Genomic DNA, 19,128 nt, shown 5'->3' on the forward strand with positions numbered 1-19,128 from the left:
CCACTTCACCATGAGCGCTGAGGCAACGACCGACGAGCGTGCCGGCATCCTCCTCGTCGACGACATGGAGGACAACCTGATCGCGCTGGAGGCCGTCCTGGGGTCCCTCAACGAGCCGCTCGTGCGCGCGCGTTCGGGCGAGGAGGCGATGAAGGCGCTGCTCCGGCAACGCTTCGCGCTGGTCCTGCTCGACGTCCGTATGCCGGGCATGGACGGCTTCGAGACCGCCGCGAACATCAAACGGCTCGACCAGACCAAGGACGTCCCGATCATCTTCCTGACCGGCGCGGAGGACGACCCCGGCTACGCCTTCCGCGGCTACGCGACGGGAGCCGCGGACTACTTGACCAAGCCGTTCGATCCGTGGGTGTTGCGCGCGAAGGTCAGCGTCTTCCTCGACCTGCACCGCAAGAACAGGCAGCTGGAGCGCCTGCTGAGCCGGGAGCACGTGCACAGCCGGGAGCTGAGCACGCAGGTGGAGGCCTTGGAGAAACAGCTCGCGGGCGACGCACCCCCGAACCTGACGGCGCTACGCGCACAGGTCCACGAGATACGCCGCCTCATCGGGAAAGGGTGAGCTGCCCAACCCCGAGGGGCGCGGGGCTGTGTCGATTTGCGGCTCCGCCGCGTGGGCGCGACCAGCCACACGAACCCGCAGCCGCCACGCAGTCCCCCGCCACCCCCTACGCCTCCCGCGTACCCGCGTACATCTCCTCGATCAGCCCCTTGTACTCCCGCTCCACAACCGGCCGCTTCAACTTCAGACTCGGCGTGATCTCCCCGTGCTCCACATCGAGATCCCGAGGCAGCAACCGGAACTTCTTGATGGTCTGCCACTTCTGAAGCCCGGCGTTGAGCTGCTTCACGTACCCGTCGACCATCTCCACGGTCGCCGGCGCAGCCACAACCTCCGCGTACGACTTGCCGCCGAGCCCGTTCTCCTCGGCCCACGCCAGGATCGAGGGCTCGTCCAGCGCGATGAGCGCCGTACAGAAGTTCCGGTCGGCCCCGTGCACCAGGATGTTGGACACGTACGGGCACACCGCCTTGAACTGCCCCTCGACCTCGGCCGGCGCGATGTACTTGCCGCCCGACGTCTTGATCAGGTCCTTCTTGCGGTCGGTGATGCGCAGGTACCCGTCCGGGGACAGCTCCCCGATGTCGCCGGTGTGGAACCAGCCGTCGCTCTCCAGCACCTCCGCGGTCTTGTCGGGCAGCCCGTGGTAGCCCTCCATGATCCCGGGACCCCGCAGCAGGATCTCCCCGTCCTCGGCGATACGGACCTCCGTGCCGGGCAGCGGCTTGCCGACCGTGCCGGTGCGGTAGGCCTCGCCCGGATTCACGAACGACGCGGCGGAGGACTCCGTAAGGCCGTAGCCCTCGAGGATGTGGATGCCGGCGCCGGCGAAGAAGTAGCCGATCTCCGGGGAGAGGGCGGCACTGCCGGACACACACGCGCGCAGGTTGCCGCCGAAGGCCTCACGGATCTTGGCGTACACGAGCGCGTCGGCGACCTTGTGCTTGGCGCCGAGCCCGAAAGGCACGGAGTGGGAGCCGGTGCGCCGGAAGTTGTCCTGGGAGACCTTGGCGTACTCGCGGGCGATCCCGGCGGCCCACTGGAAGATCTTGTACTTGGCGCCGCCGGCCGCACGGGCCTTGGCGGCGACCCCGTTGTAGACCTTCTCGAAGATGCGCGGGACGGCCGCCATGTACGTCGGCTGCACGACCGGCAGATTCTCGATGATCTTGTCGACGCGGCCGTCGACGGCGGTGACGTGCCCGACCTCGATCTGCCCGGAAGTGAGCACCTTGCCGAAGACGTGCGCGAGCGGCAGCCACAGGTACTGCACGTCCTCCGGGCCGACGAGCCCGGTCGCGGCGATCGCCTTCGCCATGTACGACCAGTTGTCGTGCGGCAGCCGTACGCCCTTGGGGCGGCCGGTGGTGCCGGAGGTGTAGATGAGGGTGGCGAGCTGGTCCTTGGCGATCGCGCCGACCCGCTCCTTGATGAGGTCGGCGTCCTTCTCCAGCCGGGCCGCGCCGCGCTTCTCCAGCTCGTCGAGGGTGAGGATCCAGTCGGCGGTCTCGACGCCGGCCGGGTCGATGACGACGACGTGGGTCAGGTTCGGCAGCTCGGCGCGCTTCTCCCGCGCCTTGGCCAGCTGCGCCGCGTCCTCGGCGATCAGCACCCGGCTCTCGGAGTCGGAGAGGATGAACGCCGACTCGTCGGCGTTGGTCTGCGGATACACGGTGGTGGTGGCCGCGCCGGCGCACATGATGCCCAGGTCGGCGAGGATCCACTCGATCCGGGTCGCGGAGGCGAGGGCGACCCGCTGCTCGGGCTGGACGCCCAGCTCGATGAGGCCGGCCGCGATGGCGTAGACCCGCTCGGCGGCCTGCGCCCAGCTCAGCGACTTCCAGTCGTCCGGGCCCTCACCCGAGGCCGACGGCACCGGGTAGCGGTATGCCTCCGCGTCCGGCGAGGCCGCCACGCGCTCCAGGAAGAGGGTCGCCACGCTCGGCGGACGGTTCTCGATCAGTGTCTGTGTGCTCACGACATCCTCCGGGCCCGCGACTGTGCGGCTGGCTCAACAGCCGGCTGGTACGACCGGCTCATTACGGCGGTTTTCACCTCGCGAGTCGTTGTTTAACTCGCGAGTAACTATCGAGCAGGGATCAGAGTAAAGGTCGACCGGCCACCGCGTAAGGGGCGGCGGCCTGTCACTTCCTCCAGAGAGCTACCCGCTGCACGCGCAGAGGCCCGCCGCACTTGCGTACGACGGGCCCCTGATACACCGGTTTGCCGGGTCACGGCCCGTTACCGGCGGTTACTTCTTGCCCTTGCCCGACCCCGCGCTGTCATCGCTGCTCAGTACGGCGATGAAGGCCTCCTGCGGAACCTCCACGGAACCCACCATCTTCATCCGCTTCTTGCCTTCCTTCTGCTTCTCCAGCAGCTTGCGCTTACGGGAGATGTCGCCGCCGTAGCACTTGGCGAGGACGTCCTTGCGGATGGCGCGGATGGTCTCGCGGGCGATGACCCGGGAGCCGATGGCGGCCTGGATCGGCACCTCGAACGCCTGCCGCGGGATGAGCTCGCGCAGCTTGGCGACGAGCCGCACCCCGTACGCGTAGGCCGCGTCCTTGTGGGTGATCGCCGAGAAGGCGTCCACCTTGTCGCCGTGCAGCAGGATGTCGACCTTGACCAGGCTGGAGGTCTGCTCGCCGGTGGGCTCGTAGTCGAGCGAGGCGTACCCGCGGGTCTTGGACTTCAGCTGGTCGAAGAAGTCGAAGACGATCTCGGCGAGCGGCAGGGTGTAGCGGATCTCGACGCGGTCCTCGGAGAGGTAGTCCATGCCGAGGAGGGTGCCGCGCCGGGTCTGGCACAGCTCCATGATCGAGCCGATGAACTCGGTCGGCGCGAGGATCGTGGCGCGTACGACGGGCTCGTACACCTCGTTGATCTTGCCCTCGGGGAACTCGCTCGGGTTGGTGACGGTGTGCTCGGTGCCGTCCTCCATCACCACCCGGTAGACCACGTTCGGCGCGGTCGCGATGAGATCGAGCCCGAACTCGCGCTCCAGCCGCTCACGGATCACGTCGAGGTGGAGCAGGCCGAGGAAGCCGACACGGAAGCCGAAGCCGAGCGCGGCGGAGGTCTCCGGCTCGTAGACCAGCGCGGCATCGTTGAGCTGGAGCTTGTCCAGCGCCTCGCGCAGCTCGGGATAGTCGGAGCCGTCCAGCGGATAGAGCCCGGAGAAGACCATCGGCTTCGGGTCCTTGTACCCGCCGAGGGCCTCCGTCGCGCCCTTCTGCTGGCTGGTGACGGTGTCACCGACCTTGGACTGGCGGACGTCCTTCACACCGGTGATCAGATAGCCCACCTCGCCGACGCCGAGGCCGTCGGCGGAGAGCATCTCCGGCGAGTTCGTCCCGATCTCGAGCAGCTCGTGGGTGGCGCCCGTCGACATCATCTTGATGCGTTCGCGCTTGTTGAGCTGGCCGTCGATGACACGGACGTACGTGACCACGCCACGGTAGGAGTCGTAGACCGAGTCGAAGATCATCGCGCGGGCGGGGGCGTCCTTGACGCCGACCGGCGCGGGGACCTCCTTGACCACCCTGTCGAGCAGGGCGTCCACGCCGACACCGGTCTTGGCGGAGACCCGCAGGACGTCGTCGGGCTCGCAGCCGACCAGGTTGGCGAGCTCCTCGGCGAACTTCTCGGGCTGCGCGGCCGGCAGGTCGATCTTGTTCAGCACGGGGATGATCGTGAGGTCGTTCTCCATCGCCAGGTAGAGGTTGGCGAGGGTCTGGGCCTCGATGCCCTGGGCGGCGTCGACGAGGAGGATGGTCCCCTCGCAGGCGGCGAGCGACCGGGAGACCTCGTAGGTGAAGTCGACGTGCCCCGGGGTGTCGATCATGTTGAGGATGTGCGTGTTGCCGGGTTCGTGGGTGGGAGCCCACGGCAGCCGCACCGCCTGGGACTTGATCGTGATGCCGCGCTCGCGCTCGATGTCCATCCGGTCGAGGTACTGAGCACGCATCTGCCGCTGCTCGACCACACCGGTCAGCTGGAGCATCCGGTCGGCGAGCGTGGACTTGCCGTGGTCGATGTGCGCGATGATGCAGAAATTGCGGATCAGAGCCGGGTCGGTACGGCTCGGCTCGGGCACATTGTTAGGGGTCGCGGGCACGCAGGGTCCTGTCTCTTGAGGCGCCTTATGCCTCGGGTCGGATCGATACGTAGCTTCCATGGTCCCACGGGCGGCGACCGGGGACCGTTTTGGGCCGTCAGCTGGGCCACTGGTAGTCTGGGTGGCTGTGCCTCATGCCCTCTCAGCGCGAGGCACATCCTCAAGAAATCACCTGGTACGGGACCCGGTCTCCCCTCGGGGGAAGCTCCTGGCTCCGTGCCTGAACCTGAAAAGGCTCATTCGTGGCGAACATCAAGTCCCAGATCAAGCGGATCAAGACCAACGAGAAGGCTCGGCTGCGCAACAAGGCCGTCAAGTCCTCCCTGAAGACCGCGATCCGCAAGGCCCGTGAGGCCGCTGCCGCGGGTGACGTCGAGAAGGCCACCGAGTACCAGCGCGCCGCGTCGCGTGCGCTCGACAAGGCCGTCTCGAAGGGCGTCATCCACAAGAACCAGGCTGCCAACAAGAAGTCGGCGCTGGCTTCGAAGGTCGCTGCCCTCAAGGGCTGACACTTTCTGATCTGACCGCCGGAGGGAATCGAGCGGGCCCTCTCTCATCCGCTCCCGTCCGGCACCCCGGATCCGCACGCGGCCTGCGTTCGCCACGCGGGTGCGGATCCAGCAGCTTCTTGAACCGAAGGCCCCGCCTTCCGCTCTTCCCCAGAGCGGTGGGCGGGGCCTTCGGCGTGCGCGCCGCGCGAGCGATCGCCAGTGATCGTCACCCGGTCACGACCAGAATTCGTTGTTCTTCTCGATGTCCGCGACGCACTCGTCGATGTCACTGATCCTGTCACCGACGATCCGGAAGACGAGCGCTCCCTCGTCGTCGATGCTCTTGCCCTGTCGCTGCGCCGAGAAGCGGGCCATGCCGACCGCGTGCCCGCGTCCGTCCACGGCGATACCGCGCAGCTGGACCTGCATGTTCCCGCCCGTCTCCTCGAAGAGCCGGCGGTACATGTCGATACACGCGTCCTGGCCCTTGAAGTCGCCCGACAGCGGGTGACTGCCCGGCACATGGTGCGTGCAGTCCGACGTCATCAGCCCGCGCAGGGCATCCATGTCCCCGCGGGTGAAGGCTTCGAAGCCCTTGCGGACGAGTTGTGCGTGCGGGTGTTCAGCCATGGCGACCGCCACCTCTCCGTCGCTTTCGGTGCGTATGTTCACGACCAGAAGTCGTTGAGCTTGTCGATGTCGCCGACACACTCGTCGAGGTCGCTGACCTTGTCGCCGACGATCCGGAAGACGATGCCTCCGTCCATGTGCAGGCGCTTGCCCTGACGCTCGCCCGTGGCATGGTGCACGGACATCACATGGCCACGGCCGTCGGCGAAGAGGTGACGCAGCTCGACGGCAAACGTCCCGCCCGTCTCCTCGAAAAGCCGTTGGTACATCTCGATACAAGCGTCCTGGCCCTTGTAGTCGCCCGACAGCGAGTGATCGCCCGGGAAGTGGTGCGTGGCGTCTCCCGTGAGCAGGGTGCGCAGGGTGTCCATGTCACCGCGCGAGAAGGACTCGTAGCCCTTGCGGACGAGCTGTGCGTGCGGGTGTTCAGCCATACCGATCGCCACCTTCCGTCAAGTCGGCCATATTCGGCGATTCAGGCTGTACGTCTGATTGTCCTCGCAGTCGCTACGACGGCCACTGGATCAACAGTCGGCGCGCGCCTGTGGGCCGGTCAACCGCGTCCCCTGGACCTCGCCGCCCGCGCGATCGCCACGACCGCCTTCTCCAGGGCGTACCCGGGGTCGTCCCCGCCGCCCTTCACGCCGGCGTCGGCCTCGGCGACCGCCTGCAGCGCGGCCGCCACTCCGTCGGGCGTCCACCCCCGCATCTGCTGCCGGACACGGTCGATCTTCCAGGGCGGCATACCCAGCTCGCGAGCGAGGTCGGCGGGGCGGCCGCCGCGTGCGGAGGACAGCTTGCCGATGGCCCGTACGCCCTGCGCGAGCGCGCTGGTGATCATGACGGGCGCCACGCCCGTGGCAAGCGACCACCGCAGCGCCTCCAGCGCCTCCGCCGCCCGCCCCTCGACCGCCCGGTCGGCAACGGTGAAGCTCGACGCCTCGGCGCGGCCTGTGTAGTACCGCCCGACGACGGCCTCGTCGATCGTCCCCTCGACATCGGCGACCAACTGACTCACCGCGGACGCCAGCTCCCGCAGATCACTCCCGATGGCGTCGACCAGCGCCTGACAGGCCTCGGGCGTCGCGGACCGCCCCGTCGCCCGGAACTCACCGCGCACGAACGCCAGCCGATCCGCCGGCTTGGTCATCTTCGGGCACGCCACCTCCCGCGCCCCCGCCTTGCGCGCCGCGTCGAGGAGCTTCTTGCCCTTGACCCCACCGGCGTGCAGCAGCACCAGGGTGATCTCCTCGGCCGGCGACCCCAGATACGCCGTCACGTCCTTGATCGTGTCGGCCGACAGATCCTGCGCATTGCGCACGACCACGACCTTGCGCTCCGCGAACAGCGAGGGGCTGGTCAACTCGGCCAACGTGCCGGGCTGCAACTGCTCCGGAGCCAGCTCCCGCACATCCGTGTCGGCATCGGCGGCCCTGGCGGCAACCACCACCTCCCGCACGGCACGATCGAGCAGCAGCTCCTCTTGCCCCACGGCGAGGGTCACGGGAGCGAGGAGGTCGTCAGCAGCAGTCTTCCTGGCCATCGCGACAAGCATGGCACGGCCCACTGACAACGCGGCTCGCCCGGGGACCGTCGGCCTGCGGCGGCGCCTGGACGTGCGCCTGAGCCTGTGCCTGAGCCCGTGCCTGGGTCTGGCCTGGGTCACCGTCGGCGCGCCCGGGCCTGGACGTACGCCTGGCTTGTGCCAGCACCGTCACCGGCAGCGGCAGCGGCAGCGGCAGCGGCAGCGGCAGCGGCAGCGGCAGCGGCAGCGGCAGCGATCGGCCTACGGCTCCTCCCGCCAGCCGTCCCACTCCCCCGCGAACTCGTCCAGCTCCCCCGGATCCAGCCGGCCTTCCTCGTCCCGCAGCACCACCAACCACTGCGCGTCCTCGGCATCGTCCTCCCCTGCCAGCGCATCCCGCACCAACCGCGGCTCCTCATGGATCCCGAACCGCTCCCCGAGCGCCTCCACGACCTCCTCCGCCGCATCACGATCGGGCAGCACCAGCACATGTCTCACATCGCTCACGGAGCAATTCTCAGCCACCCACGAGAGTCGAACCTGTGCCGGGGTGCCGGGCCCCCGCACGGAGCCGCCCCGCGTGGCCCTGAGGAGCTCTGAGGAGCTCTGAGGAGCTCTGAGGAGCCCTGAACAGCATTGGCAGCCTGAGCTGCCTGAGCGACCTGAGCTGCCCCCCTCCCTTCCCCGGAGGAGCCCCGCTCCCGAATCAGCCGTCCCGCCCCAGCCCCCGCACGGTCGGCACCTGATCCAACTCGATCCCGAACCGCTCCCGGTACACCCGCAGCACCTCCTCGTCCGTGCCCAACTCCCGCTCCTCACGTGTCCCGTCGGCCGCCGTCTCCTTGAACGTGCGCCCGCTGAGCGTGATCCGCCCTCCCTCCTCCGTCACCCGCGAGCACACCAGCGACTGTGTGAAATGCGAGCCCGGCGAGGTGCTGTGCCACCACGCCCCGGCCACGAAGTCGCCGAGCACCCGCGGCCGCCGCTCCAGCCGGTACTCCGGTCTGCCGTCCATGGCGACGTCCAGGTCCGCCGCCTCCGCCACGTCGTGCCCACCACGCACCCCGGCCGAGTCCGGCCCGGCCTCGACGATCCGGAACACACCCGCCGGATCGACCTGCTCGCCCCGCGCCTCGAACGCCAGCGGATAGTGACTGTGCGCCCCGAAACCGATGTCCGCCAGCCAGGTGCCCCCGTCCACCGTCCGCACCTTCAGCGCCATGTGGTCGTAGGGAATCCCGAGCCGCCCCTCCTTCCCATGGACCCGTGCCGCGAGCAGCGTCACATCGAAACCCAGCGCGGTGAGCAACGCCCCGAACGCCCCGTTCAGTTCGTAGCAGAACCCGCCCCGCCCAGCCCCCACCACCTTGTCCAGCAGCCGCTTCTCCTCCAGCACGATCTCCTCGCCGAGGTGGATCGACAGGTTCTCGAAGGGCACGGTCTGCAGATGGCGCAGATGCAGCTCGCGCAGCACGTCCACGGTCGGCCACGCCGGGTGCTCGACCCCCAGGCGGCTGAGATAGGCATCAACCTCAACGGAATCCATGCCCTCAGTCTCCCGCCACCCGCAGCTGCGCGCCCGTACCCGCGACCGCCAGCGCCCCGTCCTCGTCCGTCCGCAGCACCACCGCGCCCTGCGCCCGCAGCGCCGCGACGGTGCTGGGGGCCGGGTGCCCGTACGGGTTGTCCTCACCGCAACTGATCAACGCCAGCCGCGGTGCCGCCCTGCGTATGAGCTCGGGGTCCTGGTACGCCGAGCCGTGGTGAGCGACCTTGAGCACATCCACGCCGCCCAGCAGCGCCCCTGCCGGCGATCTCAACAGTGCCCGCTGGGCCGGGGGTTCGAGATCCCCGAGCAGCAGGAGCCGCAGGCCAGCCGACCGGACGAGCAGGGTGACGCTGGCGTCGTTCGGACCGTCCGGGGCCAGGGCGGGGTGTGCCGGTGGCCAGACGACCTGCCAGCTCAGCGCCCCGGTACGCCGCTCCTCCCCGGCGGCGGCCCGCATCACGGGAATGTGCCGGGCGGCCGCCTCCCTGCGGACGAACGCCACCTGGTCCACCGGCTCTTCGTGCCCCGTCGTCTCGATCGCGCCCACCGCCCGCCCGCGCAGCACGCCGGGCAGGCCCGCCACATGGTCGGCGTGGAAGTGGGTGAGCACGACGAGCGGGATCCTGGTGATCCCGAGCGTGCGCAGGCACCGGTCGACCAGCGTCGGATCGGGTCCGGCGTCCACGACCACGCCCGTCCCCTCGCCCGCCGCGAGCACCGTCGCATCGCCCTGCCCGACGTCTTCTCTGTCAAGTTCTGCGTGTTGAAGCCTTTGGTTGTCAGTTGGACGTTGGGCGGGATTGGGGTGTCCTGACCTGGCGGAGCTTGTGCGTCACGCGGCAACCGGTTCCGTTCGCAGCCCAGCCGTTGGCCCGGGCTTACCTGGCGGAGCTGTGTCGCGCATGCCGCGCCGGCGCACCTGACCCCCGGCCGGCCGAAACAACGGCAGGCACCGGAAACACATGTGGACCCCGCACCGGAAGGACGGTGCCGAGGCCCAGGTCCTGCGAGGGGCCTAGGTGTGCTGTCCGGCAGCGGTGAACGCGCGCCGTACTGCGCGCGCTCACGGCAGTCGTGATTCTGCTGGAGACGGCTCACGAATGCCCGACCATGATTGTGTTACGGCTCATACGCAGCATGTATGACTGCCTCGTGCGTTCCTTGAACGGGCAAGTACGAACACGGGGTCGGCGATCGCCTAAGCGAGTGCGCGACGCCGCTCATTGGTTGGCTACGTATCACGGCCTTTCACTGGTTTCTGACGTGCGGCCGGGCATAGCCTTGATGCGCCGAAGACGACATCAAAGTGGGGGCGGGATGGATCCGATCGTTCTTGCGGCTGGAACGGCTCTGGTGGGCGCAATGGCCACGGATGCCTGGCAGCAGGCCAGAAGCGGACTAGTTGCGTGGTGGCGGCGCGTCCGCCCAGAGCAGGCCGACTCGGTTGACGCCGACCTCGTGCTCACTAGAGAACGGCTAGTGGAAGCCAGCCGGGCCGATGGCTCGGAAATCGAGCAGGCTTTGGTAACGGCCTGGCAGTCACGGTTCCAGCAACTGCTGCAATCTCACCCGTCGGCGGCGGAGGACCTGGCCAGAATCACAGCCGACCACTTCGCTCGGGCTGCCGAGGAGCGCGCGCAGACCCCACCCACCACCATGCACGCCCAGGCATCGGGGAACGGCAGGGTGTATCAAGCCGGCCGCGATCAGCACAACACCGGCGCATGACCGCACCCGACGAACCACCGATCGCTGAGCAGGCGCGATTTCAAGCAGTAGCATCCGAACGGGGGCGCATCTACCAGGCCAACGGGAACCAGAACATCATAGAGGGAGACGTACATCTCCATTACGTCGCGGGTGTTCGCAGGGCTCGCCGTATCGAATCGAGTACGGAACCAGTTGAATGTCCCTATCCCGGGCTGAAGGCGTTCGGCGCCGAACAGTCCCGCTGGTTCTTCGGTCGCGACACTTTGATTGCCGATCTTCTAGTTCGCCTCGACGAGCGCCTGGGAGACTGCGGCCCTGTCGCCGTTGTCGCCCCATCCGGGGCAGGTAAGTCCTCACTGCTCAGAGCTGGTTTGTTACCCGCGCTGGACAGAGGCGCCCTGCCCGGCGCAGGTCCTTACGTCATGTTCACTCCCACGGCGGCCCCTTTGGCCAACTTGGCCGCACAGCTCGCGGGCGCAACCGGACTCGAATTGACCAGGCTCAAGAAGGCTATGTCTGACGGCGCCGACTGCTTCATTGGCCTCTTGCGTGAAGCTCAACGAGAGAAGTGCCCGGCCGAGCCGATGAGACTAGTACTGGTGATCGATCAACTCGAAGAGTTGTTCACCCTGTGCAAGGACAGCGAGGAAAGGGCCACATTTCTTGACCTGCTGCATTCCCTAAGTGAGCCGAGGGCGTTTGATTGCGATCCTGTAGGGCTCATCGTCTACGGTTTGCGGGCCGACTTCTACAGTCAGTGCACTAATTACCCGGCACTCCGCCGAACTCTGCAGAGCAATCAACTCCTTGTCGGACCTATGTCAAGGGAAGGCCTAGAGGCTGCAATTCTACACCCGGCCGCTGATGTGGGGCTGCATGTCGAACCAGGCCTCGTGGATCTACTATTGCGCGACTTGGGAAGTCATCTTGGCCGCACCGCCTTCGAAGACGCGGAGCACCCTTACGCTCCGGGAACATACGCGGCCGGACGCCTCCCACTGCTGGCGCACGCGCTACGCGCTACCTGGCAGCAAAAGCATGGCAACACGCTTACAGTCGACGCATACAAGGCCACAGGCGGGATTCAACACGCTATTGCAAGAACTGCGGAACGCCGCTTCGGCCGACTCGATACGCCTGGACAACAGGTGGCCCGGGCAATTTTTCTGCATCTCGTGAAAATCGGGGAGGGCACCGAAGATACTCGTCGACGTGTGAGCCACTCCGATCTCCTGAACATCAGCGCACATCCAGAAGTTGCGGATGATGTCATCAACATGTTCGTAGCCTCTCGCCTTCTGGTCACGGAGCAAGACACCGTAGAGATCACCCATGAGGCATTGCTCTACGCCTGGCCAAGGCTGCGACAGTGGATCACATCCGACCGTGACACCAGCCTGGTCCGTCAAAAACTTGAGGAGACTTCCGTCGAGTGGGAGCGCCATGGCCGCGAGTCAGGCCTGCTTTATCGGGGCGCCCGACTGGAGGCAGTTGTCTCATGGGTCAACAATCCTCAGGAACGCCGTCTCAGTCCGCTCGCAACAGCCTTTCTTTCAGCCTCCCTTCAAGCGAAACACCGGAGCGTTCGGCGCCGCCGGTCGGTCGTCGTGGTCTTGTCTGTACTCTCCCTGCTCGCCACGAGTGCGGCCCTCATTGCATTCCAACAACGGTCCAGCGCCCAGCGCGAGCGTGACGCCGCCATTCACAGTCGTCTCATCGCTGAAGCGGACGCTTTGCGAGACACCGATCGTTCGCTGGCAGCGCAACTTGACCTCGTCGCCTACCGCCGGCGACCAAGCGACGCCATGCACACACGACTCATGTCTCATGCAAATTCCCCGTTGTCCAAGCTCCTCAGGGGGCACAGCGGCTACGTTGCCGCGGTCACGTACAACCCCAAGGGGAATGTGTTGGCGAGTGCTGGCGAGGACCAACAGGTCCGCCTGTGGAACACCGCTGACCCCGCTCACCCCAAGCCGCTGGGAAAGCCCATCTCCGGGCATAGAGGCTATGTTACTGCGGTCGCGTTCAACCCAAAAGGGGACGTGCTGGCAAGCGCCGGCGCGGACCAAAAGATTCGTTTGTGGAACACCGCTGACCCCGCTCACCCCAAGCCGCTGGGTCATGAATTGATACCCCGCATCGGAGCCATCACATCTTTGAAGTTCAGTACAGACGGAAGAATGCTGGTGAGTGCCGGTACCATGGTCCGGATGTGGGATATGGTGAATCCCATACGGCCCAGATCTCTGGGCCTGCCATTGGGCGGAAAAGTCCCGGTTCCGGGACCCATCGCGCTGAGTCCAGACGGAGACACGTTGGCGACCGCCGGTCACGACGAGTCGGCGCGGCTCTGGGACATCAGGAACTGGGAGAAACCCAAGCCGCTCCCGAAAGCACTGACCGGTCAAGGAGGGCGTGTCCGAGCAGTGGCCTTCAGTCCGGGCGGGCGCATCGTGGCCACCGCGGGTGAGGACAGATCGATCAGGTTGTGGGACATCAGCCGACGCGGGGACCCGCAATCCCTCGGCGGAGTGCCGAATGCACACATCGGCGCTATATACTCGATCTCATTCAGTAGGGACGGCCACAAAATGGCCAGCGTCGGACAGGATAATGCGGTTCGACTGTGGAGCGTGGCATCGACGGGTAGCTTGATTCCCCTGGGTGAGGCGCTCACCGGGCATATCGGCACCATCTTCTCTGTGGCTTTCAGCCCGGACGGACATGGCCTGGCCAGCGCCGGAAGCGACGGAGTCGTACGACTATGGAGTTTTCCGGCATCCATCCTTCTGGGGCATGCCCACAGAGTGTCTGATGTGTCGTTCAATCCGAAACGTCGCATTCTTGCCAGTTCTGGCTACGACGCAACAGTGCGACTGTGGGATGTCGCCGATCCGGCACACCCGAGAACGTTGAGCCGAATCCCCATCGGACATTCTGATTACGTCTACACGGTGGCCTTCAGTCCTGACGGCCGGACTCTGGCAAGCGGTGGCAAGGACCGAACAGTGCGTTTGTGGGACGTTAGCGACCCGCTCCACCCGAAGTCGCTGGGCAAGCCCCTCGCCGGGCACTCGAATTTCGTGTCCTCGGTGGCATTCAGTCCCGACGGCCGGACCCTAGCCAGCGGAGGGGGCGACAAAAACGTGCAACTATGGAATGTCGCCAATCCTCTCCATCCGACCCTATTGAGCGATCGCGTGTTTCATGACGGCCCCGTTTATGATGTCTCTTTCAGTCGGGACGGAAAAATACTGGCCTATGCCGGCGGACGCCAGTGGGTCCGACTGCAGGATATTTCCGAACCCACCAGCCCAAAACTGCAGACCACCCCTCTCATGCACAAGAAAATCGGCGATATCTATTCAGTTGATTTCGCTTCAGTCGGGCAGCTGATAGTCAGCGCCGGCAGTGATCAAAGTCTGCGATTGTGGAATCTTTCTCATACTTCCCGGTCCATGACGTACAGCAAAGCTCTCAATGGACATAGCGGCGCCGTACGGGCAACAGCTTTCCGCTCGGACGGAAAGGCTCTGGCCAGCGCAGGAAATGATCGTACGGTGCGGGTTTGGGATCTGAAGGACCTGGCTGCCCCTGAGCCATTCGGCACACCCCTGACCGGACACACCGACGATGTGCGTTCCATCGAGTACAGCCACGACGGGCTTCTCCTAGCCAGTGCCAGTTCCGATACCACCATCCGGCTGTGGCCCCTCGATGTTAGGAGCAACATAGACAAGATCTGTTCCAGCACAACTACAATCAACGAGGCGCAATGGGAGCGATATCTGCCCGGAATTTCATACGACCCGCCATGCAGCTCTACCGCCCCTCCGACTGCACAGAAAACTTCACCTCCGCATCGAAAAGTCACACCAAGCGAGCAGGCCCCAGAGGTTCCAGTCACGCCTCCGAGTCGGAGCGGGAATCCCTCGGTACCCGCCACGATTGTTGGAACGTGGTGTGGGGGAAGCAACGACGCTCCTGAAGGGCACTGGACATACACATTCGGACGCGAAGGAAATTTCTCCATGGCGAACGAGAGCATGGAGAGCATGTCCGGTCGTGTGACGTTCGAAGGCGCGGAGATGTCCCTGCAGGTAAAGGGACAGGAGCCCGTTGCCTCTCTCTGGTCACTATCCGATGACCCGGTGCTGGGCAACATTCTCTTCATCGACGGACACAGCTACGTGCGAGGTAGCTGCTCCGACTGACCCGCTCCTGCTGCCGCCTCCAGGCCGATCACCAAAGCGCTCGATGAACCATGGCACGCGCGGCCTTGATCACTTCTACCCCAGAGGCCGCGATCACTGCTGATGTTTCCACGAGCTCGGATGTCGGTGCCGTCGCTTCAACAACGTCCCTGCGGAACTCGCGGCCGGGGCTGTGTTGGAAGCGAGCGCACCGTGGGGTCTGGAGCGGCGAGCCGCTGACGCAGTTGCCGATTCTCCATCTGCGCCTGGTGCAGGGCGCCGACCAATGCTTCGACGTCGGCTCGCAGGGCCGCAAGCTCTTTGGCGTCCGCAGCCCGCAGTTCCTTGAGTTTGGTCACTTTGCGGCGCAGTCGCTTCTCGCTGTCCGGCATGGCGCCGCGGGCGCGGACCTTCTCGTAGAAGTCGTTCTTCAGGTCCAGGTGGCGCTGGGTGAGTGCGTTGCGCGGGACCTGGGCCTCCTGGGCGAGGGCCACGATGGTCAAGGCGCCGTCGGAGTGCTCGGGGGCGTCGGCCAGGATCCGGTCCATGGCGGCCCGGATGCGGTCGCGTTCATCGGGAGCGGGGCTCATGACGGGTCCTCCTGGACGGCAGGGCGAGGATGATCGTGAGGTTGCTTCCGGAGACAGCGAGCGTATGCGCGAGGTCGGTCTCCTTGAACGCCTCGTCCAGCTCCGGAGTGATCCGCGAGGTGTCGCCCACCACCAGCCCCGGCAGCAGCGCCCGCGCGTCCGCCGGCAGCCCGTCGGTCGCCTCCCGCAGGCCCGCCCGCAACCGCCCCGCCAGCTGCTGCGCCCCCGACGGCTCCCCGACGACCTCCGGCATCGCCGGGTCCCGCACCCGCAGCACGGCAGCGATTCGGTCCCCGCCGACCAGGGCCGGGGCCAGCCTCGCGGTCACCCGCAGCCGCGTGGAGGGCAGCAGCCTCAGCCAGGGCGAACGCCGGCCGTCAGCGGACTGCGACGCCTCGTTGACGTCCCCGGACCCAGGGGGTCTCGGCACCCCGTGCATGCCCCCAGCCCTCAGCGCCCCGTTTCCGTCCCCCGCCCCAGAGGACCTCGGCGCCGCGTCGACGATCATCAGCACCGGCGCCCGCGTCACCACCGCCGTGCCGTGCGCCTCCTCGACGCGCCGCACGTCCGCGTTGATCAGCACGGAGGTCGGCGCCATGTGATCCCCCTTGACCCGGGGCCGGGTGAGCCGGGGGTCGGAGGTGACCTCGACCTCGGCGGTCACGGTGGCGTACTCCCGCGCCAGCCCGGGCACCGGCCCACGCCGCAGATCGGCCCCGTGCAGCCCGGCGGAGGCAGCGGCCGCCGCGACGCAGAGCAGGACGGCAGCGACCGAAATGCGCGGCCAGGTGAGGAGCGCTGAGCCCTGCCTGCGCGGCCGCGTGAAGCGCCCCGGCACAGAGTCCGGCCCATACAGGGGGTCGTCCCGCCCAGGCGCAGAATCCCTCCCAGACCCGGCCGCACGACTGTCACCCACCCCACCGCGCCGCCGCAGCAGCAGTACGCCCGCCGCCACCAGACATACGACCACCGCCCCGCCCACCCACACCGTCGGGGCGTCCAGCATCAGCGCCGCCGTCGCCCAGGCGGCGAGCGCGGGTGGGACGAGTCGCAGGTCCGTCGGTCCTTCCTGTCGGGGGTGGGAGGCACCGAGCCGGTTCCCGGAGGCGGCATGAACGACGGCGCGGGAAGGCGCGAGGTCGGGTGCGCGGACGTCGTGCCTCATGGCTGCACGAGATTCCGTAGATCGGCGAAACGGCGATCGCCGATGCCATTGACCTCGCGCAGTTCGTCCACCGAACGGAAGCCACCGTGCTGGGTGCGGTAGTCGATGATGTGCTGGGCCAACACCGGGCCGACGCCCGGCAGGGTGTCGAGCTGGTCCACGGTGGCCGTGTTGAGGGAGACCGGCCCCGCAGGTACGGCCCCGGTGACCGCCGCACCGCCCGAGCCCGGAGCAGCCCCGGGGGCGGCGACCGTACCGCCGACGATCACCTGCTCGCCGTCCACCAGGAACCGGGCCCGGTTCAGACCGTCGGTGTTCGTGCCGGGACGGACCCCACCGGCGACGCGCAGTGCGTCGGCGACCCGCGAGCCAGCCGGCAGGCGATGGATCCCCGGCTCGCGCACCTTGCCGCTGACGTCCACGACGATCTCCGCCGCGGCCGTGCCCACGGCACCCGGCCCAGCGGCAGCCGACGCCCCCGCCACGGCCTCCTCACCCTGCGCCCCTCCCCCGAACGGAGCCGCCGCCCGCACCACCTCGGGCGCCCGCACGGACTGCGCCCGGCCGGCCCAGAAGTGCTGCACGGCAAACCCGGCGGCGAGAACGAGCACCACGGTGAGCGCGACCACGCTCCGCCGCTCCAGCCCACACCTCGTCTGCAACCACACCGGCATCCGCTCCCGCAAAGCCGGCCCTACCCGCGCCCGCCACTCCCCGGCCCCCGCGTCACCGGGTCCAGGCCTGGTCCCGGCCCCGCCACCCGTGTCGACATCGGGCATGTCCGGGCCACGCGCGGTATCACCGCGCGAGACATCGGAGTCCAGCGGCAGATCAGAGCGCAGCGCCACATCGGAGTGCAGCGGCCCATCGGAGTCCAGCGGCAGATCAGCACGCGACGCATCAGCCCGGAGGACATCCAAACGCGTCGCCACATCAACACGCGGCACACCCGAGCCCTCGGACCAGTCGGCGTACCGATCGTCCATGCCCACGGCCCCCCGAGCGCGCGGCGCGCCACTCAGGTCCGCTTCCGAATCCTCAGCCCCGGCACGCCAACCGGGCTCCTCCCAAACGAGTCCGCGCGGTTCACGCGGTCCACGAGATCCACTCGGCCCGCTCAACCCACTCAGCCCACTCAGCCCACTCGGGCCACTCGGGCCACTCGGGCCAGGCATCTCCCCCGCCCCGGCCCCGGGGGCATACCCCTCCCCCCACACCGGCGGCCCCGCCCCCGACTCCCGCCACTCCCCGGCCCGTTCGGCGAAAATCACCTCCGCCCTGCGCCGCAACTCCTCGGCCGACGCATGGCGCTGCCGTGTCCGCCCCCGGACATGCATGCGTCGTCGGTGACGGGCGCGGCCGTCGGAGTGGGGTCCGCGGCCCGGGCCGCTGGTCGCCGTCGTGCTGCGTGTACGTGATCGAAGTGCCATGCGACGAGGATCGGACACCTCGCCACATTGGCGATGATCTTGCTCAATTCCCGGGGATTACTGCCCAGTTGTGGATAACTCCGCCACCCACACGAGTGATGCACCCACCCGAAGAGCCCGTCACCACGACGAATCCCCCGACCACGACGCACCCGTCACCACGGCCGCCCCATCACACGACGCAGTCGCCACCGCTGCCAAGCTTCCCCACAGCGCAGCCTCCACCACAGCCAGGTTTCCCCACAGCGCGCCTTCACCACGCCCAACCCCTTCACCGCGGCGAAACCACAACCCCCAACAACCCAGGCCCGGTATGCGCCCCAATAACCGCCCCAACCTCACTCACATGCAGCTCGGCCAACCCCGGCACTCGCCCCCGCAAACGGTCCGCCAGCGCCGACGCCCGGTCCGGCGCGGCGAGATGGTGCACCGCGATGTCGACCTGCGCGCTGCCCGCCCGCTCGGCCGCGATCTCCTCGAGGCGGGCGATCGCCTTGGACGCCGTCCGTACCTTCTCCAACGGACCGATCCGGCCGCCCTCCAGCTGCAGCAGCGGCTTCACCGCGAGCGCGGACCCCAACAACGCCTGTGCGGCCCCGATGCGGCCACCGCGACGCAGATAGTCGAGGGTGTCGACGTAGAAGTAGGCGGCCGTACCCCCGGCCCGCTTCTCCGCGGCGGTGACGGCCTCGTCCACCGTGCCGCCCGTCTCGGCCGCCTCGGCTGCGGCGAGCGCGCAGAACCCGAGCGCCATGGCGACCATCCCGGTGTCGACGACCCGCACTGGCACCGGCGCCTCGCGCGCCGCGAGAACCGCCGCGTCGTAGGTGCCGGAGAGCTCGGCGGACAGATGCAAGGAGACGATGCCCGTGGCGCCGGACTCGGCGACCTTGCGGTAGTGCTCCGCGAAGACCTGAGGATTGGGACGCGAGGTGGTGACGGGGCGTCGCTTCTGCAACGCCTGGGCGAGGGAACGGGTCGAGATCTCGGTGCCCTCGTCCAGCGCCTGGCCGCCGACGACCACGGTCAGAGGTACCGCGGTGATGCCGTGGCGCTCCATCGTCCGCGGCGGCAGGTAGGCCGTTGAATCGGTGACGATCGCGACATGGCGGGACATGAGCTGGAGGTTACCTGGCGTAGCGCCC

Annotated in this window: 14 protein-coding genes and 2 pseudogenes; 4 read left to right on the top strand and 12 right to left on the bottom strand. The window is 67.6% G+C overall.

Annotated features, from left to right (window positions below; genetic code table 11):
- Positions 1–10: 10 nt before the first annotated feature.
- Positions 11–577, top strand: a complete 567-nt coding sequence (locus tag ACTMVF_RS18840; protein WP_441272224.1) for a response regulator — start codon at positions 11–13, stop codon at positions 575–577.
- 106 nt (positions 578–683) lie between these two features.
- Here ACTMVF_RS18840 and ACTMVF_RS18845 read toward each other — a convergent pair whose 3' ends face one another.
- Both ACTMVF_RS18845 and lepA read right to left on the bottom strand, forming a co-directional pair.
- Positions 684–2,555 carry an AMP-dependent synthetase/ligase gene (locus ACTMVF_RS18845; RefSeq protein WP_441272225.1) on the bottom strand — a complete coding sequence of 624 codons (1,872 nt, stop codon included), beginning with the start codon at positions 2,553–2,555 and terminating at the stop codon, positions 684–686.
- Between the two features lie 273 nt (positions 2,556–2,828).
- Complete coding sequence (lepA, locus tag ACTMVF_RS18850) at positions 2,829–4,697, bottom strand: translation elongation factor 4 (protein ID WP_441272226.1); 1,869 nt, start codon at positions 4,695–4,697, stop codon at positions 2,829–2,831.
- A gap of 242 nt (positions 4,698–4,939) precedes the next feature.
- Here lepA and rpsT point away from each other — a divergent pair, with 242 nt between their 5' ends.
- Entirely contained in the window at positions 4,940–5,206 is a 267-nt protein-coding gene (rpsT, locus tag ACTMVF_RS18855; RefSeq protein WP_302000780.1) for a 30S ribosomal protein S20, read from the top strand.
- 216 nt (positions 5,207–5,422) lie between these two features.
- On the opposite strand, the gene ACTMVF_RS18860 is transcribed toward rpsT, so the two are convergent.
- The 6 genes and pseudogenes from ACTMVF_RS18860 to ACTMVF_RS18885 all read right to left on the bottom strand — a co-directional run.
- Entirely contained in the window at positions 5,423–5,818 is a 396-nt protein-coding gene (locus tag ACTMVF_RS18860; RefSeq protein WP_441272227.1) for a nuclear transport factor 2 family protein, read from the bottom strand.
- A 38-nt stretch (positions 5,819–5,856) separates the two neighbouring features.
- Complete coding sequence (locus tag ACTMVF_RS18865) at positions 5,857–6,252, bottom strand: nuclear transport factor 2 family protein (protein WP_441272228.1); 396 nt, start codon at positions 6,250–6,252, stop codon at positions 5,857–5,859.
- Between the two features lie 119 nt (positions 6,253–6,371).
- Positions 6,372–7,361, bottom strand: coding sequence for a DNA polymerase III subunit delta (gene holA / locus ACTMVF_RS18870; protein ID WP_441272229.1), 990 nt, complete (start codon positions 7,359–7,361; stop codon positions 6,372–6,374).
- A 243-nt stretch (positions 7,362–7,604) separates the two neighbouring features.
- Positions 7,605–7,850: a hypothetical protein gene (locus tag ACTMVF_RS18875; RefSeq protein WP_441272230.1), complete on the bottom strand. Its 246-nt coding sequence runs from the start codon at positions 7,848–7,850 to the stop codon at positions 7,605–7,607.
- Positions 7,851–8,049: 199 nt separating this feature from the next.
- On the bottom strand, positions 8,050–8,889 hold the full coding sequence (locus tag ACTMVF_RS18880) for an arylamine N-acetyltransferase family protein (protein WP_441272231.1): 840 nt from the start codon (positions 8,887–8,889) through the stop codon (positions 8,050–8,052).
- A 4-nt stretch (positions 8,890–8,893) separates the two neighbouring features.
- Positions 8,894–9,634 (bottom strand): annotated as a pseudogene (locus tag ACTMVF_RS18885) (ComEC/Rec2 family competence protein); the annotation flags it as partial.
- Positions 9,635–10,209: 575 nt separating this feature from the next.
- On the opposite strand from ACTMVF_RS18885, the gene ACTMVF_RS18890 reads away from it, so the two are divergent.
- A complete protein-coding gene (locus ACTMVF_RS18890; protein ID WP_441272232.1) occupies positions 10,210–10,620 on the top strand; it encodes a hypothetical protein in 411 nt (136 codons plus the stop codon).
- A complete protein-coding gene (locus ACTMVF_RS18895) occupies positions 10,617–14,819 on the top strand; it encodes an nSTAND1 domain-containing NTPase (protein WP_441272233.1) in 4,203 nt (1,400 codons plus the stop codon). The genes ACTMVF_RS18890 and ACTMVF_RS18895 overlap by 4 nt, the downstream gene beginning before the upstream one ends.
- 137 nt (positions 14,820–14,956) lie before the next feature.
- On the opposite strand, the gene ACTMVF_RS18900 is transcribed toward ACTMVF_RS18895, so the two are convergent.
- The 4 genes and pseudogenes from ACTMVF_RS18900 to ACTMVF_RS18915 all read right to left on the bottom strand — a co-directional run bounded on the left by ACTMVF_RS18900 (position 14,957) and on the right by ACTMVF_RS18915 (position 19,100).
- A complete protein-coding gene (locus tag ACTMVF_RS18900; RefSeq protein WP_441272234.1) occupies positions 14,957–15,388 on the bottom strand; it encodes a hypothetical protein in 432 nt (143 codons plus the stop codon).
- A 19-nt stretch (positions 15,389–15,407) separates the two neighbouring features.
- Positions 15,408–16,553, bottom strand: a pseudogene (locus tag ACTMVF_RS18905) (ComEC/Rec2 family competence protein); the annotation flags it as partial.
- The gene (locus ACTMVF_RS18910) at positions 16,550–17,413 is read right to left on the bottom strand and encodes a helix-hairpin-helix domain-containing protein (protein WP_441272451.1); all 864 of its coding nucleotides are present in this window, start codon (positions 17,411–17,413) and stop codon (positions 16,550–16,552) included. The gene ACTMVF_RS18910 and the pseudogene ACTMVF_RS18905, both read right to left, overlap by 4 nt.
- Before the next feature lie 841 nt (positions 17,414–18,254).
- Entirely contained in the window at positions 18,255–19,100 is an 846-nt protein-coding gene (locus ACTMVF_RS18915; protein ID WP_403329250.1) for a DegV family protein, read from the bottom strand.
- Between the last annotated feature and the right edge of the window lie 28 nt (positions 19,101–19,128).

The sequence above is a fragment of the Streptomyces sp. SD31 genome, assembly GCF_052068475.1.
Taxonomy (GTDB): Bacteria; Actinomycetota; Actinomycetes; order Streptomycetales; family Streptomycetaceae; genus Streptomyces.

Bases quoted from the DNA above. Each gene is read 5' to 3' on its own strand.
- ACTMVF_RS18840 (WP_441272224.1), top strand. From the start codon at position 11: ATGAGCGCTGAGGCAACGACCGACGAGCGTGCCGGCATCCTCCTCGTC.
- ACTMVF_RS18860 (WP_441272227.1), bottom strand. From the start codon at position 5,818: ATGGCTGAACACCCGCACGCACAACTCGTCCGCAAGGGCTTCGAAGCC.
- ACTMVF_RS18865 (WP_441272228.1), bottom strand. From the start codon at position 6,252: ATGGCTGAACACCCGCACGCACAGCTCGTCCGCAAGGGCTACGAGTCC.
- holA (WP_441272229.1), bottom strand. From the start codon at position 7,361: ATGGCCAGGAAGACTGCTGCTGACGACCTCCTCGCTCCCGTGACCCTC.
- ACTMVF_RS18880 (WP_441272231.1), bottom strand. From the start codon at position 8,889: ATGGATTCCGTTGAGGTTGATGCCTATCTCAGCCGCCTGGGGGTCGAG.
- ACTMVF_RS18890 (WP_441272232.1), top strand. From the start codon at position 10,210: ATGGATCCGATCGTTCTTGCGGCTGGAACGGCTCTGGTGGGCGCAATG.
- ACTMVF_RS18895 (WP_441272233.1), top strand. From the start codon at position 10,617: ATGACCGCACCCGACGAACCACCGATCGCTGAGCAGGCGCGATTTCAA.
- ACTMVF_RS18900 (WP_441272234.1), bottom strand. From the start codon at position 15,388: ATGAGCCCCGCTCCCGATGAACGCGACCGCATCCGGGCCGCCATGGAC.
- ACTMVF_RS18915 (WP_403329250.1), bottom strand. From the start codon at position 19,100: ATGTCCCGCCATGTCGCGATCGTCACCGATTCAACGGCCTACCTGCCG.